We start from the raw sequence: 25,363 nt of genomic DNA, 5'->3' as shown, positions 1-25,363 counted from the left end.
GCATATTTTCAACAAAAACTCACGGAACAGATCTGTGAGTTTCTTAGGTTTCTTTGATGAGTTCCTGCATGCCCTGCCTGTAGTAGCGGGCACTGTCCTTGCAATCAAGAATGGAGAGGACCTGAATGGCCTGCTCCATCTTTTCAAGACCAATTTCTTTCTCTCCCTTTCGATAGAGAAATTCTCCTTTGGCGTAGAGATAAACCGTCCGATGGTAGGCTTCGTTCTCAGAGTAAAAGTGGTCGTTAATTAGGTGGTCAAAAAAAGATGCATCTTCAAATTCATTTGAACTAATGGCGAGAAAAAAGCCATTAAGGAAAATAGAATTGATGGCAGGACGAGAGGAATCTAGGAGAAGCTTGAAATCCTCCCGTTGGACCAACTCCTCTGTGTATTGTCGATAGAGCTGACTAGAGAAAAGAGGAGAGGTCAGTGAAAATAGGCTTAACTCAAAATTTCCCCAGACCATGACAGAGAAAAGGTAGTCATAGAGGAAATCTAGTTCCTCTTGGCTAGCAGCCAACTCTACCTCAGGATAGTTGCCAAGCATTTGGGCCTTGAGAATAATGCTGGCTAAGAAGTCTTCTTTTTTCTGATGTTTCTGGTAGGCTAGCTGGTAGCTTTGGTACAAGGCTTGATCGTGTTCCAAGCTCATGTTTTCATAGTGCTCTTTCAACAATTTGGGAATAAAGGAGTGCTGATCGATTCCAGCTAGATGGGAAAACTCACTGAGGCTCGTTTTGATCTGTTGCAAAGCCTGAAAAAACCGTTGGGTCGTCAGGTCATTTTCCCCTCTTTCAAATCGAGATAACATAGAGCGCGAAAATTCACCACCCGTAGCTTCCTCTAAAGAGATGTGGCGACTTTCACGTATTTGCCGAAAAACTGCTCCGATTTCTTTCATGAATTCTCCTCTATCTAACATTGCTCAATGCCCTAGCCAGTGACCCTCTGTTGTCCAAGAGATGGTGGGACCTTGTATACAACACCAATTGGCCTAGTTACTGTATCTTTTTTCATGATTATAACAAATTTTTGAGGAGACTTCTTGGTTGAGGGGCAGCTTCATGATATACTAGTAGTATCTAGAAGATTTGAGGACAAAAGAATGAACTTATATACACAAGAAATCCGTAAAAATCCTGAAGGACTAGCTTTTGATCAAGAGTTGGATTTGTTAAAGGATCTGCAAAAGCGTAATTCAGAAATTCTTGATTTAAAGAATGTGACAGCGACAGGACGAGTAGCCTATGATACAGGCCTCTATGTCTTGGATTACCAGTTGACCTACACCATCGTTTTGGCATCTAGCCGAAGCATGGAGCCTGTTGAGCTTCAAGAGAACTATCCTGTAACAGAGGTGTTTGCGGAGGATGTACAGTCTGACGCAGATATCGAGGCCCTAGAGGAAGACTTGATCCTTCCAATCGAAGGTGGGAAGATTGACCTGAGTGAGAGTGTAGCGGATAATATTCTGCTCAATATTCCTCTCAAGGTTCTCACTCCAGAAGAAGAGGCTGGACACGGCTTTATCGAGGGCAATGATTGGAAAATCATGACAGAAGAAGAGTACCAAGAAGCTCAAGCTCTTAAGAAGGAAGAAAATAGTCCTTTTGCTGGTCTCCAAGGTTTATTTGAGGAAGAATAGGCTAGGGATGACATATTAAAAATCTAAACATAAATACAGGTCTTTTCTTTGAGGAAAGGCCTTCTTTTGATATACTAGGATTAATAAACAACAGAGGGGAGACCTCTAAAAAAGGAGAAAAAGTATGGATACTTTATTTATTCCAGGTTGGTTGATTACTTTTGTAATCGTAGCCATTCTTGTATTGATCTTGTTGGTCAAAGGGTATGTCAACGCTAAACCCAACGAAGTCGTGGTCATTACAGGTCTTCGAAAACAACGTCACTTGCGTGGGAAAGCTGGCTTTATGATTCCCTTTGTCGAACAACGCTCTTATCTTGATATTGAGCAATTCTCGACAGATGTTCGGACGTCAGAAGCAGTCCCAACACTGGACTTCATTAACGTCCGTGCCGATGCAGCTGTTAAATTAAAAATTGGTACTACCGATGAAATGATTGCCCGGGCTGCAGAAAACTTCTTGAACTGGAATACGACAGATATTTCCAACTCTGTCCAAGATGTCTTGGAAGGAAACTTGCGGGAAGTGATCGGTCAGATGGAGCTCCGTAAGATGGTCAATGACCGTCAAGAGTTTGCCTCAAAAGTGCAGGACAACGTAGCACCAGACTTGGCTAAAATGGGTCTAGAAGTCATCGCCTTTACGGTTCAATCCTTCTCTGATGAAGGGGGAGTCATCGATAACCTCGGGATTGAAAATGTTGAAACCATTAAGAAAGATGCCTTGATTGCCAAAGCCAAAGCAGAACGTGAACGCAAGGAAGTCGAAGCAGAACAAGATAAATTGGCTAACGACAAACGCGTCGCTGCCGATCTTGAAATTGCGCAGAAACAAAATGAACTGAAACTCAAACAAGCAGCCCTCAAGCAAGAAGCAGATATTGCCCAAGCAAAAGCGGATGCCGCTAAAGGGATTGAGGCAGAAGTGCAACGTCGTGAACAAGAGCGCGTGGCAGCCGAAGCTAATATCATGAAGCAGGAAAAAGAAGCGGAAGTCAAAGAGCGCGAAGTTAAGGTTCGTGAGCAAGAATTGGATGCCAATATCCGCAAACAAGCTGAAGCTGAAAAATATGCGCGTCAACAAGCTGCAGAAGCAGAATTGATCGAACGCCAACGCAAGGCGGAAGCAGAACTCTTCGAAACACAAAAAGAAGCCGAAGCTCGGAAAGCCCAAGCCGAAGCTGAGAAATTTGCTCAATTGCAAGAGGCCGAAGCTATTGAAGCCAAAGGTCGTGCCGAGGCTGAAGCCATTCGATTGAAACTGGAAGCTGAAGCCAAAGGTTTGGACCAAAAGGCCGAAGCGATGAAGAAAATGCAAGAAGCAGCCATTACTGAAATGGTCGTTGACAAGTTGCCTGAAATTGCGCGTGCTGTCGCAGAACCATTAACTAAGGTGGATAAGATCACCATGTACGGGGAAGGCAATGCTTCTAAGATGGTGGGCGATATTATGCAAAGTATCGACCAAGTCTCTCAAGGAGCTGGATTTGATATTCGTCAATTGCTAGCAGGAGCTCTTGGGGTCAATATGACGGTCAACAAACTCAAAGAAGGAGAACAACCGGTCATTGAAGCAGAGGAGTTAGCTTCTAAAGAAGATTAGTACCATTCTTAAGAAAGTGTCTGAGAACTGTTTCTCGGGCACTTTTGTTTTGAAGATCAAATGACTTGCATGATCTTCTCCCTCTTGGAGAAGGCGGGAAGCTATTTTCTGCTTTCTTTTGAGGAGGAAAAATGGTAGAATAAAGGCAAACTATAAAGAGGAGTGTCACATGACTAAAGCAAACTTTGGTGTTGTTGGTATGGCCGTAATGGGTCGTAACCTTGCCCTTAATATCGAATCTCGTGGCTACACAGTTGCCATTTTTAACCGTAGTAAAGAAAAAACAGAAGATGTGATTGCTTGCCATCCTGATAAAAACTTTGTGCCAAGCTATGATATCGAAAGCTTCGTAAACTCTATCGAAAAACCACGTCGTATCATGCTCATGGTTCAAGCAGGACCTGGTACAGACGCAACCATCCAAGCCCTTCTTCCACACTTGGATAAAGGTGATATCTTGATCGACGGAGGAAACACTTTCTATAAAGATACCATCCGTCGTAATGAAGAGTTGGCGAACTCAGGGATCAACTTTATCGGTACAGGTGTATCTGGTGGGGAAAAAGGTGCCCTTGAAGGTCCTTCAATCATGCCTGGTGGGCAAAAAGAAGCGTATGACTTGGTAGCTGACGTTCTTGAAGAAATCTCTGCAAAAGCGCCTGAAGATGGAAAACCATGTGTGACTTACATCGGTCCTGATGGAGCTGGTCACTACGTGAAAATGGTCCACAACGGGATCGAGTACGGGGATATGCAATTGATCGCAGAAAGCTATGACCTCATGCAACACTTGCTTGGACTTTCTGCAGAAGACATGGCTGAAATCTTCACTGAATGGAACAAGGGTGAATTGGACAGCTACTTGATCGAAATCACTGCGGATATCTTGAAACGCAAAGACGACGAAGGTCAAGATGGACCAATCGTAGACTACATCTTGGACGCTGCAGGAAACAAAGGAACTGGTAAATGGACTAGCCAATCAGCGCTTGACCTTGGTGTGCCGTTGTCACTCATCACTGAGTCAGTATTTGCCCGTTACATCTCTGCCTACAAAGAAGAACGTGTACACGCTAGCAAGGTTCTTCCAAAACCAGCTGCATTCAAATTTGAAGGAGATAAGGCTGAATTGATTGAAAAAATCCGTCAAGCCCTTTACTTCTCAAAAATCATCTCATACGCACAAGGTTTTGCGCAATTGCGTGTTGCTTCTAAAGAAAATAATTGGAACTTGCCATTTGCGGACATCGCATCTATCTGGCGCGATGGATGTATCATCCGTTCTCGTTTCTTGCAAAAGATCACAGATGCTTACAACCGCGATGCAGATCTTGCTAACCTTCTATTGGATGAGTACTTCTTGGATGTCACTGCTAAGTACCAACAATCAGTTCGTGACATTGTAGCTCTTGCTGTTCAAGCAGGTGTACCTGTACCAACCTTCTCAGCAGCCATCACTTACTTCGATAGCTACCGTTCAGCGGATCTTCCAGCGAACTTGATCCAAGCACAACGTGACTACTTTGGTGCTCACACATATAAACGTAAAGACAAAGAAGGTACCTTCCACTATTCTTGGTACGACGAAAAATAATCTTGCTCTATGGTCAAACGAGTTCTACTAGTAGAAAATGAGAAGCAAATCGCTCGCTTCATTGATTTGGAACTTCAAAAAGAAGGGTACCAAGTTGATGTGGTCGAGGATGGAAAAGCGGGTCTGGCTTTGATTGCTGCGACCAAATATGATCTGATCTTGTTTAATTACGATTTGTCAGATATGTCTGGTGAAACATTCGCAGAGGAAATCAGTCGGATTCGCCCAGCTTCTGTTTTGATTGTTTTGGATAGCCGCGAAAAAATTGCTGAGCACAAAGAGAGTATTCAGCGCTTTGCCGTTTCCTATATGGTTAAACCCTTTATTATCAGCGATTTGGTAGATAAGATCACAGCCATTTTTAGAGGACGTGATTATATTGACCAACATTGTAGCCAGATGAAAATCCCAACATCATACCGCAATTTGCGCATTGATGTGGAACACCATACCGTCTATCGTGGGAAAGACATGATTAGTTTGACCCGCAGGGAGTATGATCTCTTAGCGACTCTGATGGGAAGCAAAGGGGTGGTGACACGAGATCAGTTGTTGGAAAGTGTCTGGAAGTACGAGAGTACAGGTGAGACTAATATTGTGGACGTCTATATCCGTTATCTCCGTGGGAAAATTGATCTACCCGGTCAAAAAAGCTATATTAAGACCGTTCGTGGGATTGGCTATGCCATGCAAGACGCATTAGAATAAAATATTCGAACCCTTAGAGGGTTCGAATATTTTTATACTTCAAGGGAAACGTTTGCGTTCGGGAAGAATAGGTTTTAAAAAGGATTTGGCTTAAAAAAGATAAAATTTGGAGAAAAAAATGGATGTAAGGCTTTACAAATTTTTAAAATATGGTATACTAGAAACAAATTAAGCGCAAACGTTTTCTTAAAACAAAGCCTTAAACAATATAAGGAGGTTGAATGATGAACAAAGGATCATTCAAAAGTTTATTTAGCTTTGAATTCTGGCAGAAGTTCGGTAAGGCCTTGATGGTCGTTATCGCTGTCATGCCAGCGGCTGGGTTGATGATTTCAATCGGGAAATCAATCCCTATGATCAACCCGAATTTATCTCCACTTGTTATTACAGGTGGGATTCTCGAACAAATCGGTTGGGGGGTTATCGGTAACCTTCACATCCTCTTTGCACTCGCTATCGGTGGTAGCTGGGCCAAAGAGCGTGCAGGGGGTGCCTTTGCAGCTGGTCTCTCTTTCATCTTGATTAACCGTATTACCGGTGCAGTTTTCGGAGTGACATCTGCAATGTTAGCTGATAAAGCTGCAACGGTTCATACAATCTTCGGTGGATCGATTAAAGTTGCGGATTATTTCATCAGTGTTCTTGAAGCACCAGCCCTTAATATGGGGGTATTTGTAGGGATTATCTCAGGTTTCGTTGGAGCAACTGCCTTCAATAAATACTACAACTACCGTAAACTCCCAGAAGCCCTTTCTTTCTTCAATGGGAAACGCTTTGTACCATTCGTTGTTATCGTCCGTTCAGCTGCTACAGCCTTGGTTTTGGCAGCCTTGTGGCCAGTAGTTCAATCAGGAATTAATGGATTTGGTGTTTGGATTGCCAACTCACAATCAACAGCTCCAGTATTGGCACCATTCTTGTTTGGTACCTTGGAACGTCTTCTCTTGCCATTTGGTCTTCACCACATGTTGACCATTCCAATCAACTATACTCAATTGGGTGGTAGCTACCAAGTACTTACAGGTGCTGCCAAAGGAACAACTGTATTTGGACAAGATCCACTTTGGTTGGCTTGGGTAACAGACCTTGTCAACTTGAAGAAAGCTGATCCTAGCCAATACCAACACTTGCTTCATGCCTACACACCAGCTCGTTTCAAAGTTGGTCAAATGATCGGATCATTTGGTATTTTGATGGGTATTGTGGTTGCCATCTACCGCAATGTGGATCCAGATAAAAAAGAAAAATACAAAGGGATGCTTTTTGCAACTGCCCTTGCAACATTCTTGACAGGTGTAACAGAACCAATTGAATACATGTTCATGTTTATTGCTACACCATTGTACATCATCTATGCTCTTGTTCAAGGTGCTGCCTTTGCAATGGCTGACTTGGTTCACCTTCGTGTTCACTCATTCGGTTCAATCGAATTCTTGACACGTACTCCAATGGCCATCAACGCTGGTTTGGCATTAGATATCTTTAACTTTGTATGGGTAACAGTCCTCTTTGGATTTATCATGTACTTCATTGCCAACTTCATGATTAAGAAATTCAATTATGCGACTCCAGGACGTAACGGTAACTATGAACAAAATGATGATGCCCCTGCAGGAGATGGTGCAGCAGCAGGTGCTGCTACAAGCTCAGCAAGCTCACAAGTCATTAACATCATCAACCTTCTTGGTGGACGTGCCAATATCGTAGACGTTGACGCATGTATGACTCGTCTTCGTGTAACCGTTAAGGACGCTGAAAAAGTCGGAACAGAAGAACAATGGAAAGCTGAAGGCGCTATGGGTCTTGTCATGAAAGGACAAGGTGTCCAAGCAATCTACGGACCTAAAGCTGACGTATTGAAATCTGATATCCAAGACGTTCTTGATTCGGGTGAAGTTATTCCTGAAACACTTCCTAGCCAAATGACAGCAGTTCAAAAAGCTGAAGCAACCTTTAAAGGGGTAACTGATGAAGTGCATTCCGTTGCAGATGGTGAAGTGATCAACATCGAAGATGTGAAAGATCCTGTATTCTCACAAAAAATGATGGGTGACGGATTTGCAGTTGAGCCTGAAAATGGCCACATCGTTTCACCAGTTGCTGGTAAAGTTACTAGCGTCTTCCCAACCAAACATGCCCTTGGTTTGGTAACAGATAATGGTTTGGAAGTCTTGGTTCACATCGGTCTAGATACTGTTAGTCTTGAAGGAAAACCATTTGAGGTTAAAGTTTCTGAAGGTCAAACAGTGGCTGCTGGAGACCTCTTGGTAGAAGCAGACCTTGATGCAATCCGTGCAGCTGGTCGTGAAACTTCAACAATTGTTGTCTTCACAAATGCAGATGCGATTAAATCCGTTAAGGTCGAACATACTGGTAAATTGGTAGCAAATGCACCAGTTGCAACAGTAGAATTATAAAAGACATCGGCAAAGAAAATGAGGTTGGGGCAGTGCACCCGGCCTCTTGCCGTTTCTTGATTTGGAGAGAAGGAGAAATCAGGGGATGAAATTTTTAACATTAAATTCCCATAGTTGGATGGAAGAGAATGCTCAGCAAAAATTTGAAACCCTCAAGGAACAAATTTTAGAAGCGCAATATGATGTGATCTGTTTCCAAGAGGTCAATCAAGAAATGGCCTCAGAAACAGTCGAAACAGATGAGTATTATCAAGCTTTGCCATCATCTGTAGCGATTCACAAGGATCACTTTGTTCGCGTATTGGTAGAAGAGTTAGCTGCTCATGGACTCCACTATTATTGGACTTGGGCCTACAACCATATTGGCTATGATCACCTCAATGAGGGTGTGGCCGTTCTTTCGCGTCAACCCTTGAAGGCAGATGAGATTTTGGTATCCAATATGGATGATCCAACGGACTACCATACTCGTCGAGTAGCCGTTGCCCATACAAGTGTAGATGGCAAAGAGATTGCTGTTGCCAGCGTCCATCTTTCTTGGTGGGACAAAGGTTTCCAATTTGAGTGGCCACGCATTGAGAACTACTTCAGCCAAGTAGGCAAACCTTTTATTCTAGCTGGTGATTTCAATAATCCTGCTGGTCAAGAAGGGTATGAAACGATTCTATCCAGTTCGCTAAAACTTCAAGATAGTTTTATCGAAGCCAAAGAAACAAAGGGGACTTATACTGTAGGTCCTGGAATTGATGGCTGGACGGACAATCAAATTCCCTTGCGAATTGATTACGTCTTTGCAAGTCCAGAATGGGACATCCAGCGTCTTCATGTCATCTTTGATGGGGAAAATAAACCCCATGTCAGTGACCACTATGGCTTAGAAGCTGAATTATCACTTTAATATAAACGGAGAGTCGAAAGGAAAACGATTTTTTTCAAATCGTCCTTCGACTCTTTTTTTATGTATCAAAGAGGAGCAGGCATAGGGGATTCTCCTGTTCTTCTGCTTTCTTTACGATTCAATTTATGGTAAAATGAAGTGTTAAAACAGTTTAAGGAGGTAGCAAATGCGTTGTCCAAAATGTGGTGGAAGTAAGTCTAGTGTGGTGGATAGTCGACAAGCTGAAGATGGGAATACCATCCGTCGTCGCAGGGAATGCGAAGAATGCCATTATCGCTTTACTACCTACGAACGTGTAGAAGAACGGACACTAGTAGTTGTCAAAAAGGATGGGACACGCGAGCAATTTTCTCGTGATAAAATCTTTAATGGCATTATCCGCTCGGCTCAAAAACGGCCTGTTTCTAGTGATGAAATCGAAGAAATTGTAAACCGGATTGAGCAAAAGGTTCGCAGCCAAAGTGATAATGAAATCAACAGTGAGTATATTGGTTCTTTGGTCATGGATGAGTTGGCAGATCTGGATGAGATCACCTATGTCCGTTTTGCTAGTGTTTACCGGAGTTTCAAGGATGTTGGTGAATTAGAGACCCTCTTGAAGCAAATCACGAAGGGAACCAAGAAGAAAAAGGAAAGATAGATGAAGCCCAATACGCCTTTCGCATTTTTAAAAAATAATCTTCTTCCACCGGCAGGGGCTGCATTGGAGCAGTATTACCTGCCTATTTTGGAGACGGATACGGTAGCGGTTTATCGGTATCTACTCGCCTCTTACGATCAGGGTGAAAAACAATATTTACTGGCACAAATCCTCAATCATTTGAATATAGGATTTCCACAGTTGCTACTTGCCTTTGATCGTTTAATTGCCATGGGGTTGATCGATCTCTATGAGGAAGAAGTTGGGATCACCATTCAGTTACATGCTCCTCTTGAGGCAGGAGAATTTTTTTCGAATGCTGTTTTCAAACGCTTGCTTGAAAAAAAGATTGGGGAAAAGGCCGTGGAAGATCTGCTCCCAGTACGCTCTTTAGGGACTAGACGGCAAGTTTCCTTCTCGCAAGTCTTTGGAATAGATGCTGGGGAGACGACCGTTCTTCCAAGTAAGAAACAGCAGTTTGATATGGAGATGTTTAAGCGAATGATGGGGCGTGATGGACTTCGTTTTGCGGATGAAGGAGAAGCAACCCTAGCTCTCTTTGCCATCGCAGAAGAGCAACAATGGACCTGGTATGAAACCTATCTCCTAGCAAAAGAAACGGCTGTAGACCGGATTGTCTCTCCAAAGAGAATGAAGCAAAAGTTGGCTCAGGCCAACCAAGAGCAACCCCGCATGTCCTATAGCCGTCAGGAAGAAACCATTCTGAGAGAAGCTAAGGCAAAATCCAGCCTACAATTTCTAGCGGAGATTAAGAAGGCACGCAATGCGACCATTACGCAGAGCGAACGCAAGACTTTATCCAAGTTAGCTGATCTAGGCTTACTAGATGAGGTGATCAATATTATCTTATTGTTGACCTTTAACAAGACCCAGTCTGCTAATCTCAATGAAAAGTATGCTTTGAAGGTAGGAAATGATTTTTCTTATCAAGGGGTCAACAGTGCAGAAATGGCGATTTTAAAAGTCCGAGAACGTCAGGAACAGACTAAGTCTCAAGGAAACAAGGGGACGACAACTGCCCCAGCCAAAGGCAAGCCAAGCAATGTTCCTAAGTGGAGCCAACCGCACTATCAAAATCAAACCAGTCAAAAAGAAAAAGTGGATCTTGCAAAAGAGAAACAACGCCTATTAGAAAAATTAAATCAAGGAGGTGAGTAGATGGAAAGTGTAGGTCAAACCCTGTCTCACATGAATCGTGCCCGCCAATTCAACTATGAGGATTTGGTGGCACAGATTTTAGCAGACCAAGAAGTCGCTGCCTTTATCCAAGCTCAGTCTTTGTCTGAGCAAGAAATTCGACGGAGTATTTCAAAATTTAATCAATACATTAGTGAACGCAACCGTTTCTTATTGGGAGATCCAGATTATATTGCCAAAGGTTATAAGCCCATCCTAACCATGAATGAAGGTTATGCAGATGTGGCCTATGAGGAGACACCAGAGTTAATCGAAGCCCAAAAACGGGCTGCGATCAACCAACGTCTTAACTTGATCAATCTCCCTTCAACCTTAAAAGAAGCCAGTCTAGCCAAGGTAGAGCTCGATGATAAGGGACGATTTGAGGCCTTTGAAGAATTAGCCAATTTTGTAGCCAACTATCCGGAATATCAAAAGGGGATCTACCTCTATGGTGATTTTGGAGTAGGAAAGAGCTACATGATGGCAGCCTTGGCTCATGATTTATCCGAAAAACGTCAGGCCTCTACTACCCTACTTCATTTCCCAAGTTTTGCTATCGATGTAAAAAATGCCATCAGTTCAGGCTTGGTCAAAGAAACCGTCGACCAGGTGAAAAAAGCCGAAATTTTAATTCTCGATGATATTGGGGCGGAGCAGATGTCAGCCTGGGTGCGAGATGAAATCTTGCAGGTGATCTTGCAACACCGGATGCAGGAAAATCTTCCAACCTTCTTCACCTCCAATTTTAATTTTGAAGAGTTGGAACGCCATTTTGCAACGTCACGCAATGGTGATGAAACCTGGCAGGCTAAACGCGTTATGGAGCGTGTGAAATTTTTAGCTAAGGAAATCCATTTAGAAGGAGTCAATCGTCGATGAATGATACTATCCGTTTAATGCAGTCTCATTTTTCTGTTCGCCGTTTTAAGGAAGAAGCCATCAAAGAAGCTGATCTCAAGGAAATCTTATCAGCTGGGCAGATGGCATCAAGTTGGAAAAACTTTCAATCTTATTCTGTGATTGTGGTGAAGAGCAAGGAAAAGAAAGAAGCTCTCTACGACTTGCTTCCTCAAGAAGCGATTCGCCAATCAGCCGTATTTCTTCTCTTTGTTGGGGATTTAAACCGTGCTGAAAAAGCTGTCAAACTTCATGAGAAGGATTTTCATCCAGAAGGTGTGGATAATTTGTTGATCACTTCAGTGGACGCGGCTCTAGCAGCTCAAAATACGCTATTAGCAGCTGAAAGTCTCGGCTATGGTGGAGTCATTATCGGCATGTTGCGCTACTGTTCAGAAGAAGTCGCAGAACTTTTCCGTCTGCCAGAATATACCTACCCTGTTTTTGGGATTGCTCTTGGAGTACCTAATCAGCAGCATGCGGTGAAACCACGCTTACCCTTGGAGCAGATTGCTTTTGAAGAAGAATACCAAGAACAAGACCTATCGGTTGTGACTGCCTATGATAAGGTTCAGGCAGATTATGCTGGAGCGCGTGCAACAGATAGCTGGAGCGAGCGCCTTGCTGCTCAATTTGGGCAACCTGAGCAAGAAGAAACCAAAAAACTACTAGAAAAACACAAACTATTATGAAATGAAGAGAGGCGTTATTGAACTGAAGTCTCGCCTTTCATTAGAAAAGAGGAAATCATGGCCCTACCAACTATTGCGATTGTAGGCCGTCCCAATGTCGGAAAATCTACACTCTTTAACCGGATTGCCGGTGAGCGGATTTCCATCGTTGAGGATGTAGAAGGAGTCACTCGTGACCGCATTTATGCAACAGCTGAGTGGTTGAATCGAAAATTTAGTATCATCGATACGGGGGGAATTGATGACGTAGATGCCCCATTTATGGAGCAAATCAAGCATCAGGCAGAAATTGCCATGGACGAAGCAGATGTGATCGTCTTTGTTGTTTCTGGAAAAGAAGGGATCACGGATGCGGATGAATATGTCACACGTATCTTGTATAAGACCCATAAACCGGTTATTCTTGCAGTCAACAAGGTGGATAACCCAGAGATGCGCAATGATATCTATGACTTTTATGCCTTAGGACTGGGCGAGCCACTACCGGTATCCTCTGTCCACGGGATCGGAACTGGGGATGTTCTCGATGCCATCATCGAAAATCTTCCGAATGACACAGAAGAAGAAAATCCAGATATCATCAAATTTAGCTTGATTGGTCGTCCAAATGTTGGGAAATCAAGCTTGATCAATGCGATCCTTGGAGAAGACCGGGTCATCGCAAGCCCTGTTGCTGGAACCACACGGGATGCTATCGATACCCATTTTACCGATGCAGATGGCCAAGAATTTACCATGATCGATACAGCTGGTATGCGCAAATCTGGTAAAATCTATGAAAACACTGAGAAATATTCTGTCATGCGTGCCATGCGTGCCATCGACCGCTCAGATGTGGTTTTGATGGTTATCAATGCCGAAGAAGGGATTCGGGAGTATGACAAGCGGATCGCTGGCTTTGCTCATGAAGCTGGAAAAGGGATGATCATTGTTGTCAATAAATGGGATACTATTGAAAAAGACAACCATACCATGAAGCAGTGGGAAGATGACATTCGCGATCAATTCCAATACCTTTCTTATGCGCCGATTGTTTTTGTCTCTGCCTTAACCAAACAACGCTTGCACAAGTTGCCAGAGATGATCAAACAGATCAGTGAGAGTCAAAATACACGGATTCCTTCAGCTGTCTTGAACGATGTGATTATGGATGCCATTGCCATTAATCCAACGCCGACCGACAAAGGGAAACGCCTCAAGATCTTCTATGCGACACAAGTGGCAACCAAGCCGCCAACTTTTGTGGTCTTTGTTAACGAAGAAGAACTGATGCACTTCTCATACCTCCGTTTCTTGGAGAACCAAATTCGCAAGGCCTTTGTTTTTGAAGGAACTCCAATCCATTTGATTGCTCGAAAACGGAAGTAGGGAATAAGAGACAAATGGATCAAAGTGGAGAAGGATATTTCAAATGATAAAACGCTCATTCTTCCAACTATGAAAATAACTAAAAGTAGCGCATAAGCGTTGCTTTTTTTAATAAGCTGGTAAAATGAAGTGGAGGATAGTCAGATGCGTAGTATCATGGTCCGGATATTCTTTATTCCTTATGCTTTTTTTAAGGATGAGTAGAGTAAACTCATGAACATCATGAGAGCTTTAGGTTTGTGTACTTATTATTTAAAATCTATCTGTATCTCCTGTTTCTCGGTTCGATCGTAAGCTTGGAGCTCTTGATCCTATTGCTGGGGATTTTATTAAAAAATAAGGTCGTGTTTTTTCTTTTCTCTATGAGCAATCGGGATTTTGCTATTCCCGTTGTTTAGCTATTCGATCAAACAGTTAACAGATAGATATTAGGGATAGCTGTTTGAACTGAGAGCGTTACGAAATCAGGTAAAAAACGGGCTAAAATCCTTTCAAGATGATGACTATTTTTTCTAATTTTTGCTTAAATATGGTATAATAAAGGGATTAATCTAAGGTGGTAAACATGGCAAAATTAATTCCTGGGAAGGTTCGTTCACAAGGGAGCCTTCTCTATGAAGCTGGGAAGGTTTCCCTTCAGGAAGTAAAAGAAAAATACCTATATTTTCGGGTGGAAGAAGAAAGCTTGCGGTACAGTTTGGACGACGATGCTGTTTTTTGTAGCTGTGCTTTCTTTCAAAAGAAAAAATTCTGTACACATCTAGCAGCTGTGGAAGCTTTTTTGAAGAATGATGACAGTGGGAAAGCAGCTCTTACAAGCCTTGAAGAAGATGCCACGGCGACTGAAGAAACGCAGGAGAAGGTCTCTTTTGGAAGTTTGTTTTTAGACCAGGTCCTTCCAAAAATCGAAAAGAAAGAAACTCGCTATGTCTTATCAGCAGTCGGGCAGGAGGATGAATACTCTGGTCAATTCTTGTGGACCCTTCGCATTCGTCGCTTGCCAGACGAGCGTTCTTATGTGATCAGAGATGTGCTAGCTTTTTTGCAGACCCTTCAGAAAGAAGGCCACTTTGCAATTGGCAAAAGTTACTATGAACCCATTTCTTACTTAGAATTTGATGGGCCTAGTCAGGATGTGATCAATTTCCTACAAGGCTTGGTCACAGATAGTGGCTCGAAAGAGCAAGATTTCTTTCCCAATGCTGGGCGCCATCTTTATTTTCCACCGACTCTCTTTGAAGAAGCTGTAGAATTACTAATGAATTTGGATTCCTTCCTCTTGCAATACAGCTTGTATGATTTTTCTGAAGTCTATTTTCAGGATGTCCATGGGGAGGAAGATCTCTTTCATTTTCAGGTGGAAGACCATGGTGATTTTTACGAATTGATCATTACTGAGCCACAAGTGAAGGTTGTCGAGTCTGCTGTTTACCTGTTTCGAAATGGTGTCTTCTATCACCTGACGCCCCAACAGCGGACCTTATGGAAGGCGATTCAAGACTTACCAATGGATCAAGATCGAAAAAAACGCCTGCATTTTGATCCAACGGATCAGACCAAACTTTCCTATAGTTTAAAAGAGTTCAAAAAACTGGGACAAATAACAGCCCCGACCAGCTTTTTAATCCACGATTTCACTCCGGAATTTCATTTTGATCTAGCACAGGATCAGACTGTATTACTGGATGTTGTCTTTCAATACCAGGATCGTGTGGTGACCACGCGTGAGGAACTTCTCAATCTTCCTTATTCTAGTGATTTCGATAAGGAGCAAGAAGTTTTTTCAACCATGCTAGCAGCAGGTTTTACGGATGATTTTTCTTCCCAAAGAAGTCCTTTATCAAGTGAGCAAATCTATCCATTCTTTCACCAACAGATCCCGACTTTTGAAGCCTTAGGAGAGGTTACCCTCTCTGATAGCCTTTTAGATCTTTATCAAGTGGAGCGTCCAAAAATTGATGTTAAAACCAATGGCAGTCTACTGGAGATCGGTTTTGACTTTGAAAGTGTGGATCCAGCCGAAGTGGACCAGGTCCTCAAAGCTCTAGTAGGGCAAAAAGACTATTTTGTCAGCCATACAGGGAAAGTTCTTGTCTTTGATGAAGAAACCAAGAAGATCAGTCGAGCCTTAGCAGATCTGCGGGCGAAAATGAGCAAGGGTGGGAAACTACAAGCCCGCCGGATTGCCGCTTATCAGCTATCTGATTTGTTGGCAGATCAAGACAATGTTCATTTTTCAGAAGACTTTCGAAATTTAGCTCATGATTTGACTCATCCAGAAGACTTCCAACTCCCTCAGATGACAATCCAAGCGACCCTAAGGGATTACCAAGAAACAGGGGTTAAATGGTTCTCCATGTTAAATCATTATGGTTTTGGTGGTATTTTAGCGGATGATATGGGGCTTGGGAAAACCCTGCAGACTATTTCCTTCTTGACCAGTGTCGCAAAAAAAGAAACTAAAATCTTGATTCTAGCTCCATCTAGTCTCATCTACAATTGGAAACAAGAATTTTCAAAATTCGCTCCTCAGATGGAAGTGGCAGTCGTTTACGGCCTCAAGCAACATCGCGATGAACTCATTGCAACCAATCCTCAGGTAGTCATTACGAGTTACGCCTCTTTCCGTCAGGATGTGGAGGAATACCAGAAAAATCAATATGAATACCTAATTCTAGATGAAGCTCAGGTCATGAAAAATGCCCAAACCAAGATTGCTCAACACTTACGTGGATTTGAGGTGCCGCATATATTTGCGCTATCTGGGACACCGATTGAAAACCATGTAGGAGAGCTTTGGTCCATTTTCCAAATTGTTCTTCCTGGTCTGTTTCCAGCTAAAAAAGAATTTCAAAAGTTGAGTCCTGAGACCATTGCGCGATTTGTCAAACCTTTTGTCCTGAGACGGAAAAAAGATGAAGTGCTCCAAGAATTACCGGACTTGATTGAAACAACCTATCACAATGAGCTGGACGAAAGCCAAAAAACAATCTATTTGGCCCAATTAAAGCAAATTCAAGATCGGGTTCGAAGTTCTAGTGAGGAAGAATTAAATCGGAGTAAGGTTGAAATTCTCTCAGGTCTCATGCGCCTTCGTCAAATCTGTGATACTCCAGCCCTCTTTATGGAAGACTATCAAGGAGATAGTGGGAAATTGGAGAGTCTTAGAGATCTTTTGGGTCAAATCAAGGATGGTGACCATCGGGTCTTAATCTTCTCTCAATTCAGAGGCATGCTAGATATTCTGGAGCAAGAGATTGATCAGCTCGGCATGACTTCCTTTAAAATCACGGGTTCCACCCCGGCTAAAGATCGTCAAGAAATGACCAATGCTTTTAATGCAGGTGAGCGCCATGCTTTTCTCATTTCTCTGAAGGCTGGAGGGGTTGGATTGAACCTCACTGGTGCCGATACGGTCATCTTAGTCGATTTGTGGTGGAATCCTGCAGTGGAAGACCAGGCTATTGGACGTGCCCATCGAATGGGACAGGAACAAAATGTTGAAGTTTACCGCATGATTACTCGTGGTACGATCGAAGAAAAAATCCAAGAACTACAAGCTTCCAAAAGACACTTGGTCTCAACGATTTTAGACGGAACGGAAACACGATCTAGTTTATCGGTTGAGGAAATTCGTGAGATTCTTGGAATTCAGTCAGAATAGCTTGAAAAATTCTGTGAATAGTTTATAATTAATGGAGTGTCGAAAGGAAGAAAGCATGACAGAAAAATATTTTCCTCAAGTAGGGGATAATGAGTTGATGTTAACAGAGATGCCCCACATGAACCTGTATGATGAAACAGACTTGATTAGTAACATTACAGGCGACTATGTGGATAAAAATTATTTGGAATGGCAACCGATTGCTGAAAATACCAAACCTAAGCATCCATACCACCAACCACTAGAAGAGCCCCTACCGAAAAGACGGCCAGTAAGAAAACCTGATTTTAAAGAGCCGATTGATAAAAAAAGTCCAGCCAATCGTTATGCAGAGGAAGCGAGAGAGCGTGCGCGTGAAGATCTGAAAAAGAAACGCACAGCCCCTTATCTGACAACGGATCCAGCAGCTACTACAAGTAAGCGGAAAAAACCGTTTATTTCAGAACAGAAACCTGGTCAGCCAACAGCTCCCTTCCAAAAGGAAAATCCGGGTGAATTATTGAAATACAGCAAACGATTGCGACAAGATCAGTTGATCCTTGCAGAGTTCGAATCTGCAGGAGAACCAGAAGTGGCAGAACCGACTGAAAAGAAAAACAATTATGATTTCTTAAAGACTAGCCAAATATACAATAAAGATCAGCACAAGTTGAAACCACAGCCGATCAAACAAGAATTGGATTTAACCCATCTAGATCAAGAATAAGGAGAAAACATGTCTAATACATACCATTTTATTGGAATTAAAGGAGCAGGGATGAGTGCTTTAGCCCTCATGCTTCACCAAATGGGACATACGGTTCAAGGGTCAGATGTTGAGAAGTATTACTTTACGCAACGTGGCTTGGAACAAGCAGGAATTCAAATTTATCCATTTGATGTGAAAAATTTGGAAGGCGACAAGATCCTCATTGCCGGGAATGCTTTCCGTCCAGATAACAATGTGGAAATCGCTTATGCGGATGAGCATGGCTTAACCTATAAACGCTACCACGAATTCCTTGGTGAATTTATGCGTGACTTCGTCAGTATGGGGGTTGCCGGAGCACACGGAAAAACCTCGACAACAGGGATGCTTTCTCACGTCTTATCAAATATCACTGACACCAGTTATTTGATTGGTGACGGGACAGGTCGTGGCTCTGCAGCAGCCAAATACTTTGTATTTGAATCAGATGAGTATGAACGCCACTTTATGCCTTACCATCCTGAATACAGCATCATCACCAATATTGACTTCGACCATCCAGACTATTTCACGAGCTTGGAAGATGTCTTTAATGCTTTTAACGATTATGCCAAACAAATCAGTAAGGGCCTCTTCATCTACGGAGAAGACAAAGAATTGCGTCGGATTACCTCATCAGCACCAATTTATTACTATGGTTTTGATAAGGAGACGAACGATTTTGTGGCAAGCAACTTGCTTCGCTCAACGACAGGTTCAACCTTCAACGTTCATTTCCGTGGAGAAGATTTGGGGCAATTCCATATCCCAACATTTGGTCGTCACAACATCATGAATGCTACAGCAGTCATTGGTTTGCTTTACATTGCAGGATTTGATTTAGATTTAGTCCGCGAGCATTTGAAGACCTTCGCTGGCGTGAAACGTCGCTTCACTGAAAAAGTAGTCAATGGAACAGTGATTATCGATGACTTTGCGCACCATCCAACGGAAATTATTGCAACCTTGGATGCGGCCCGTCAAAAATACCCAAGTAAAGAGATTGTGGCCATTTTCCAACCACATACCTTTACACGGACCATTGCCTTGTTAGATGAATTTGCTGAAGCCTTGAATCAAGCAGATGCTGTTTACTTGGCACAGATCTATGGTTCTGCACGGGAAGTCGATCACGGCGATGTGAAAGTTGAAGATTTGGAAGCAAAAATTGTCAAACGTTCAGCGATTATTACAGCTGAGAATGTTTCTCCTCTTCTTAACCATGATAATGCAGTCTATGTCTTTATGGGAGCAGGAGATATTCAAACCTATGAATACTCATTTGAGCGTTTATTATCTAGTTTGACACATAGTGTACAATAAGAGATGATTGAGTCTGGAATCTTTTGGTTCCAGACTCAAATTTATCTGTCCACTGAAGGAGTATGAGATGAGGAAAGCAGGATGATGATTCGATCAATCACCCCAGCTGATCAAGAACAGCTGCTGTTACTAGAAGAAGAACTTCATGGCAATGAAGGAAAGGAGCACAGGGCCACTCTTGAGGAAGCGCTAGGTTCGAAGGAAGCTATTTCTTTGCTTGCAGAGCAGGCGGGGGATGCTGTGGCTTACTTGTTGGCGACAGAAGACCAGCCTTTAAAAAGAGACCTAATTGTATTGCGACTAGCAGTGAGACCAGCCTTTCAAGGTCAAGGCTATGGTTCTATTTTAATCGCTGCTTTAAAGGATCTAGCTGTTCAAAAGGAAAAGGAAGCCATTTGGATCGATTGCCCAGAAGACTTACTATCTTATTTTTCCCAGCAAGGATTTCGAGATGAAGCTGAGTCTGATCGAGGTGTCCATATGGTTTGGGAACGATAGAAGGAGTAAATGATGAAAGAAAAGATTCACATTAGACAGGCAGAGCTGCAGGATTTGGATGCCATCGAGCGCATTGAGCTTGAGAATTTCTCAGAAGAAGAAGCGATTGCGCGTGAGATTTTAAAAGATCACATCGAAAAGATTCAAACGACATTTCTTGTAGCAGAGTGCCAGGGTCAGATTTTAGGCTATTTAGAAGGACCTGTTAGACCGGAGCGCTATTTGATCGATTCCTCTTTTTCAGAGGTTGAAGATCTAAGTCAGTTAGAACAGGGCTTTATTTCCATTACGAGTCTATCCATTGCTAAAGAAGCTCAAGGACTTGGAGTGGGAACCCTTTTGCTTGAAGCGATGAAAGAGATTGCGTTGAAAGATAATCGCCAAGGGATCAATTTGACCTGTCATGATTATTTGATTCCTTATTATGAAAAGCAAGGATTTACCAATGAAGGCCGGTCAGAATCCCAATATGCGGGTGAAGTTTGGTACAATCTGGTCTGGGAAAATGAAAACCTTGATTAAATAGGTATTTTGAAGAAGAAGGGCGATTTGTATTGCTTTTCTAAATCTTTTAAGATATAATATTAAGGATTATGATGAGGGAGGTCAATTATTTGACTGATAAATCACAAGACAGTGAGAAGTTATTAAGCTTCAAAGAGCAGATCCTCAGAGACTTAGAAGAGGCAAATGAGCAACTTCTAAAGATCGAAAAAGAGTATGATCTACCTGATCGAAGCATTGAAACCCCTTCTTCACTGAAAGAGGAGGAAGAAGCAACACCACCTCCAAAAGAAGAAGCTGTTGTGGCTTCCACGGAAATACCAGTGGAGCCAGAAAAGGCGACTCCTATTGTAGAAGAAAAGAGTGAGCTTACAAAGCCTGCTAAAAAAGGACCAACTCAGGAACCGGTAGAGGAAAGCTTATCGCGCTCTTCTCGTAACCAGCGCCAACAAAAACAAAAGAAACAAAATAAAATCGCCAAACGCATCGTTCGTACAGTGGTTAGCCTTTTGCTGATTGTGATCGTAGCTACAGGGATCTTTGCAGTGACCTATATCCATTCAGCTGTCAAGCCAATGGATAAAAATGCAACAGAATTCGTGACGGTTGAGATTCCAGCAGGTTCAAGTAATCGTGAGATTGGCGCGATCCTTGAGAAAAAAGGACTCGTGAAAAATGGTCAGTTCTTTAACTACTATACCAAGTTCAAGAACTATAGCAATTTCAAATCCGGTTATTTCAACCTTCAAAAGAGCATGGATTTAGAAACCATCATCCAAAAACTGCAGGAAGAGGGAACCAAAACTCCTCAGGCTCCAGTTCTTGGAAAGGTGACGATTCCAGAAGGCTATACGATCGATCAGATTGCGACGGCTATCACAGCAGATGTCTCTAGTAAGAAGGCAGGAAAGACTCCATTTAAGAAAGAAGATTTCTTGAAGGCTGTCCAAGATGATGCCTTTATTGAGAAGATGGTGGCCAAATATCCTAAGCTCTTGGCGAATCTGCCAAGTAAGGATTCTGGTGTTCGCTACCGTTTAGAAGGTTATCTCTTCCCAGCAACTTATAACTATGGGAAAGATACCACAGTGAAAGAGATGATCGATCAGATGCTTGCGGCAATGGATCAAAACTTAAGCCCATACTATGAAACACTTGAGAGCAAGAACATCAATGTAAACGAAGTATTGACTCTTGCTTCCTTGGTTGAAAAAGAAGGGGCGACGGATCAGGACCGCAAAGATATCGCGAGTGTCTTCTATAACCGCTTGAACCAAGATATGCCTTTGCAAAGTAATATTGCAATTCTTTATGCAGAAGGGAAACTTGGTCAAAAGACGACCTTAAAAGAAGATGCAACGATCAATACAGAGCTGGATTCACCTTATAATATTTATAAGAATACCGGCTTGATGCCTGGCCCAGTGGATAACCCTGGAGTATCAGCGATCGAAGCGGCGGTGAACCCAAGTAAGACCGATTACTTGTATTTTGTCGCAAATGTCGAAAATGGTGAAGTTTTCTTCGCTAAGACATACGAAGAACACAATAAAAATGTTGAAGAACACGTCAATAGTAAATTGACACAAGCAAGTTCAAACTAGAAAAAGCATGTGGCGCGTCCACAGCTTTTTCATTCAAATAATAGAAAGAGAAGAATAATGGCAGAAAAAACATACCCAATGACCCTAGCAGAAAAAGAAAAATTGGAACAAGAATTAGAAGAATTGAAATTGGTCCGTCGACCTGAAGTGGTGGAACGGATTAAGATCGCTCGTTCATATGGTGACCTCTCAGAAAACTCTGAGTATGAAGCGGCAAAAGATGAACAAGCTTTTGTTGAAGGTCAAATCTCTAGCTTGGAAACAAAAATCCGTTATGCAGAAATCGTCGATAGTGATGCTGTTGCAGTAGACGAAGTAGCGATCGGAAAAACCGTTACAGTTCAAGAAGTTGGCGAAACAGATGAAGAAGTATACAGCATCGTTGGTTCAGCAGGGGCAGATGCCTTTGCAGGAAAGATCTCTAACGAAAGCCCAATCGGTCACGCTTTGATTGGTAAGAAGACAGGTGACGTTGTCACTGTTGAGACACCAGCTGGAAGCTACCAAGTGAAAATTTTGAACGTAGAAAAAACAGCGTAACTATAAAACGCAAGCTCTCCAAGAGGGCTTGTTTTTTTGTGCTCTTAATCTTTTTGTGAGAGTGAAAATTCTTTGCTGACTGAACGATATCAAAAAAGCACTTGAACCTCCGGGTTCAAGTGCTACTGTATACCGCTAGAATTAGTAGTTTGGACTACTTTCTATTGCGTTGTTTTCCTGCATTGCGGTTGTTTTTTGGTTTGTGTTGAATTTGTGTGGTCGCAGTTGGTGTGACGTCTTTTTTCACGCGGTGACTAGTCGCTTTAGGAGGATTGTTTTTGTATTCCTCAGCGACTCGTTTGCGAAGATTTGGACGAATCAAGTAGTTGATGACAAATTGTTGGATAATTTGGATCACCCCACCGACTACCCAGTAAAGAGTCACTCCGGCTGAGGAGATCAATGAGAAGACACCGATCATAATCGGACTCATCAGTGATGCTTTGCGCATGCTTTCCTTTTGGGTTTCATCTTCAATTCCATGAAGAGAAAGCATACTTTGGATATAGTAAAGAACTGCTACGATGGCCGTCAAGAGCAAGCTTGGTTTGCCAAGAGCAATGCCAAGGAAGCTACTATCTGCTACCCCTTTGGTGTGTTGAGCTGCAAAGAAGAGAGCTGAGAAGAATGGCATTTGGATCAAGAGTGGCAAACACCCAACTCCACCAAACATGCTAACTCCATTTTCACGTTGAGCAGCCATTAATTCCTGTTGCGCCAATAGCTTTTCTTCTTGTGTGCTAGCGTTCTTCATGCGCTCTTGGATTGGCCCAAGGATAGGTTTTAAGTAGTTCATCTTTTCAGATTGGTAGGTTGCCTTCCATGATTGGTACAAACCAAGTGGCAAGATGATTAAACGCACGATCAAGGTGACGATAATAATCCCGATCCCAAAGCCCAAGCCAAGGTTGTTGGCAAAGAATTTGATGGCTTCGCCCATTGGACGGCCAAGAAGATTCCAGATCAATCCAGTCGGATTTCCAGTTTTCCGATCGACACTCACGCATCCTGATAAGAAGACAAGCGAAGCTAGTCCCATCGATGCAAGTAATGCAAGTTTATTTTTTTTCACAAATAGTTCCTTCTTTTTTAAAATGTTACCTTTCTATTATACTGTTTTTTTTGAAAATACACAATAGTTCTCTAGTCTTAATTTGCAATTTTAAAGTCTGTATAGTTTTCAAAGTTTGCGAGCGTAACATCTAAATAAGTCACATGTGCAAAAGGTGTAGGACCTTTGCGAATTTCTTGAATGAATTTAGCCATTTGGCTACTAGACTCTGCCTGGGCCAGAATGCCAACCGTTCCGTCGTCGTTATTCCAGACACGGCCAGTAATCCCACCGATCTCTAAAGCAAGACTGTACACTCCCCAGCGAAAGCCAACCCCTTGAACCCGTCCTTGGGCAATCATTTTTACCTTTTGCATGTACGACCTCCTTGACTCGAAGAAATCTATCTGAGGCATGATTTCTTCTTTTTCTTTGTGCTATAATAGTTCTATGAATATTATAACGTCTAAATCCAATAATGTAATCAAAAATGCTAAAAAATTACATCAAAAAAAATACCGGACAGATTCTTATCTCATTGAAGGCTGGCATCTGTTTGAAGAGGCAGTAGAAAATCAAGCGAAGATTCAACAGGTCTTTGTTTTAGAAGCCTATTTAGACCGGGTAGAGAACATCCAAAAAGTCACCGTCGTGACCCCGGAGATCTTAAGTCTCTTGGCAGATTCGAAGACTCCGCAAGGGATTGTCGCAGAGATCGCTCTGGAGCAACCAGTCCTTCCAGATCAGTTACAAGGTCGCTACCTTTATATAGAGGATGTACAGGATCCCGGCAATGTAGGGACTATGATTCGAACAGCAGATGCAGCAGGTTTTGATGGCGTCATGCTTTCGAAAGCCTCCGCAGATCTATACAGTCTCAAGACCCTTCGATCCATGCAGGGCAGTCATTTCCATATTCCTATCTGGAAACTGGATCGAGAAGAACTATTGGAACGAGCTGCGCAATCTCATCTAGCAGTTCTCGCAACGACGCTTTCAGAAGCTTCCATTGACTACCGTCAGCTTCCTCAGACCGATCAGTTTATTCTGGTTATGGGGAATGAAGGAAATGGCATCAGCCAGGAAATGGCGGCACAAGCAGACCAGCTGGTTCATATTCCTATGCCAGGTCGGGCCGAGAGTTTGAATGTTGCAGTGGCAGCAGGAATTTTGATGTTTTCTTTAAGGAAATTTTGAGAAAAAGAAGTATACTTAACCTGTAAGAAGAAGTTGATGGAGATCTTATTGGGAGAGCTTATCAACGAAAGGTGGTTATCTTATGCAATATCATCGTGACAAAGAATACATGACCTATGTAGGCCATCTGATCCAGCATCCTAAGGTTCAAAAATTAGCTGACATTCCCCACCATATTCATTCCAATCGTTTGGAGCATTCCATTCATGTTAGCTATACCAGTTATAAACTGGCTAAAAAATTTGGTTGGGATGCTAAAAGTACGGCTCGGGGTGGCCTCCTGCATGACCTCTTTTACTATGATTGGCGCGAGACCAAGTTTACGAAAAGTCACGCCTGGATCCATCCCCGCATTGCCGTGAGAAATGCACGAAAGATCACAGATCTCAATGCCAAGGAAGAAGACATCATTATTAAACATATGTGGGGTGCTACCCTTGCCCCGCCTCGCTACAAAGAATCCTTCGTAGTGACGATGGTGGATAAATACTGGGCTGTTAAGGAAGCTTCAGAACCTTGGCGTAAAAAGATGGCCAAAAGGAGATTTTTTCATCGAAAAATGTTAAAATCATAGTAAACAAATTTGAAAG

The 25,363-nt window shown here is 42.6% G+C and carries 23 protein-coding genes; 20 read left to right on the top strand and 3 right to left on the bottom strand.

The features are described from left to right. Positions 1-43: 43 nt before the first annotated feature. Positions 44-904, bottom strand: a complete 861-nt coding sequence (locus LPB220_RS08570) for a helix-turn-helix domain-containing protein (protein WP_150906450.1) — start codon at positions 902-904, stop codon at positions 44-46. Positions 905-1,108: 204 nt separating this feature from the next. Here LPB220_RS08570 and LPB220_RS08565 point away from each other — a divergent pair, with 204 nt between their 5' ends. The 18 genes from LPB220_RS08565 (at position 1,109) to greA (ending at position 22,525) form a co-directional block, all read left to right on the top strand. After that, positions 1,109-1,648, top strand: coding sequence for a YceD family protein (locus tag LPB220_RS08565; protein WP_150906448.1), 540 nt, complete (start codon positions 1,109-1,111; stop codon positions 1,646-1,648). Between the two features lie 124 nt (positions 1,649-1,772). Next, on the top strand, positions 1,773-3,251 hold the full coding sequence (locus LPB220_RS08560; protein ID WP_003017392.1) for a flotillin family protein: 1,479 nt from the start codon (positions 1,773-1,775) through the stop codon (positions 3,249-3,251). Between the two features lie 169 nt (positions 3,252-3,420). Further along, positions 3,421-4,845 carry an NADP-dependent phosphogluconate dehydrogenase gene (gene gndA / locus LPB220_RS08555; RefSeq protein WP_150906446.1) on the top strand — a complete coding sequence of 475 codons (1,425 nt, stop codon included), beginning with the start codon at positions 3,421-3,423 and terminating at the stop codon, positions 4,843-4,845. Positions 4,846-4,854: 9 nt separating this feature from the next. Further along, positions 4,855-5,553: a response regulator transcription factor gene (locus LPB220_RS08550; RefSeq protein ID WP_021153723.1), complete on the top strand. Its 699-nt coding sequence runs from the start codon at positions 4,855-4,857 to the stop codon at positions 5,551-5,553. A gap of 224 nt (positions 5,554-5,777) precedes the next feature. After that, on the top strand, positions 5,778-7,970 hold the full coding sequence (locus LPB220_RS08545; protein WP_150906842.1) for a PTS transporter subunit IIBC: 2,193 nt from the start codon (positions 5,778-5,780) through the stop codon (positions 7,968-7,970). Positions 7,971-8,055: 85 nt separating this feature from the next. Continuing rightward, the gene (locus LPB220_RS08540) at positions 8,056-8,868 is read left to right on the top strand and encodes an endonuclease/exonuclease/phosphatase family protein (RefSeq protein WP_150906445.1); all 813 of its coding nucleotides are present in this window, start codon (positions 8,056-8,058) and stop codon (positions 8,866-8,868) included. Between the two features lie 166 nt (positions 8,869-9,034). Next, a complete protein-coding gene (nrdR, locus tag LPB220_RS08535; RefSeq protein ID WP_150906443.1) occupies positions 9,035-9,508 on the top strand; it encodes a transcriptional regulator NrdR in 474 nt (157 codons plus the stop codon). Further along, complete coding sequence (locus tag LPB220_RS08530) at positions 9,509-10,687, top strand: DnaD domain protein (RefSeq protein WP_150906441.1); 1,179 nt, start codon at positions 9,509-9,511, stop codon at positions 10,685-10,687. After that, a complete protein-coding gene (dnaI, locus tag LPB220_RS08525; RefSeq protein ID WP_150906439.1) occupies positions 10,688-11,587 on the top strand; it encodes a primosomal protein DnaI in 900 nt (299 codons plus the stop codon). After that, positions 11,584-12,297 carry a nitroreductase family protein gene (locus LPB220_RS08520; protein WP_150906437.1) on the top strand — a complete coding sequence of 238 codons (714 nt, stop codon included), beginning with the start codon at positions 11,584-11,586 and terminating at the stop codon, positions 12,295-12,297. Before dnaI ends, LPB220_RS08520 begins: the two co-directional genes overlap by 4 nt. A 57-nt stretch (positions 12,298-12,354) precedes the next feature. Continuing rightward, positions 12,355-13,665 (top strand): ribosome biogenesis GTPase Der, encoded by a 1,311-nt coding sequence (der, locus tag LPB220_RS08515; protein WP_031575509.1) that lies wholly within the window; start codon positions 12,355-12,357, stop codon positions 13,663-13,665. Positions 13,666-14,230: 565 nt separating this feature from the next. Further along, positions 14,231-17,329: a DEAD/DEAH box helicase gene (locus tag LPB220_RS08510; RefSeq protein WP_150906435.1), complete on the top strand. Its 3,099-nt coding sequence runs from the start codon at positions 14,231-14,233 to the stop codon at positions 17,327-17,329. 55 nt (positions 17,330-17,384) lie between these two features. After that, positions 17,385-18,035, top strand: a complete 651-nt coding sequence (locus tag LPB220_RS08505; protein ID WP_129299039.1) for a cystathionine gamma-synthase — start codon at positions 17,385-17,387, stop codon at positions 18,033-18,035. 9 nt (positions 18,036-18,044) lie between these two features. Further along, entirely contained in the window at positions 18,045-19,379 is a 1,335-nt protein-coding gene (murC, locus tag LPB220_RS08500) for a UDP-N-acetylmuramate--L-alanine ligase (RefSeq protein ID WP_150906433.1), read from the top strand. A gap of 81 nt (positions 19,380-19,460) precedes the next feature. Then, positions 19,461-19,877, top strand: coding sequence for a GNAT family N-acetyltransferase (locus LPB220_RS08495; RefSeq protein ID WP_024054776.1), 417 nt, complete (start codon positions 19,461-19,463; stop codon positions 19,875-19,877). Positions 19,878-19,889: 12 nt separating this feature from the next. Further along, a complete protein-coding gene (locus LPB220_RS08490; RefSeq protein ID WP_191904631.1) occupies positions 19,890-20,399 on the top strand; it encodes a GNAT family N-acetyltransferase in 510 nt (169 codons plus the stop codon). Positions 20,400-20,470: 71 nt separating this feature from the next. Next, positions 20,471-21,985, top strand: coding sequence for an endolytic transglycosylase MltG (gene mltG, locus LPB220_RS08485; RefSeq protein WP_191904604.1), 1,515 nt, complete (start codon positions 20,471-20,473; stop codon positions 21,983-21,985). A 57-nt stretch (positions 21,986-22,042) separates the two neighbouring features. Next, on the top strand, positions 22,043-22,525 hold the full coding sequence (gene greA / locus LPB220_RS08480; RefSeq protein ID WP_003005389.1) for a transcription elongation factor GreA: 483 nt from the start codon (positions 22,043-22,045) through the stop codon (positions 22,523-22,525). Positions 22,526-22,679: 154 nt separating this feature from the next. On the opposite strand, the gene yidC is transcribed toward greA, so the two are convergent. Together yidC and LPB220_RS08470 are read right to left on the bottom strand one after the other, a co-directional pair. Next, positions 22,680-23,597: a membrane protein insertase YidC gene (yidC, locus tag LPB220_RS08475; protein WP_003008377.1), complete on the bottom strand. Its 918-nt coding sequence runs from the start codon at positions 23,595-23,597 to the stop codon at positions 22,680-22,682. Between the two features lie 77 nt (positions 23,598-23,674). Continuing rightward, complete coding sequence (locus tag LPB220_RS08470) at positions 23,675-23,953, bottom strand: acylphosphatase (protein ID WP_023918900.1); 279 nt, start codon at positions 23,951-23,953, stop codon at positions 23,675-23,677. A gap of 73 nt (positions 23,954-24,026) precedes the next feature. Between LPB220_RS08470 and LPB220_RS08465 the strand changes: the two genes are divergently transcribed. Beyond that, positions 24,027-24,773 carry a TrmH family RNA methyltransferase gene (locus tag LPB220_RS08465; RefSeq protein ID WP_150906429.1) on the top strand — a complete coding sequence of 249 codons (747 nt, stop codon included), beginning with the start codon at positions 24,027-24,029 and terminating at the stop codon, positions 24,771-24,773. A gap of 82 nt (positions 24,774-24,855) precedes the next feature. Continuing rightward, complete coding sequence (locus LPB220_RS08460; protein ID WP_003005617.1) at positions 24,856-25,347, top strand: HDIG domain-containing metalloprotein; 492 nt, start codon at positions 24,856-24,858, stop codon at positions 25,345-25,347. Positions 25,348-25,363: the final 16 nt, after the last annotated feature.

Origin of the sequence: Streptococcus sp. LPB0220 (genome assembly GCF_008727815.1) — a bacterium.
Classification (GTDB): domain Bacteria; phylum Bacillota; class Bacilli; order Lactobacillales; family Streptococcaceae; genus Streptococcus.
This window is presented reverse-complemented; position numbering and strand designations above follow the sequence as displayed.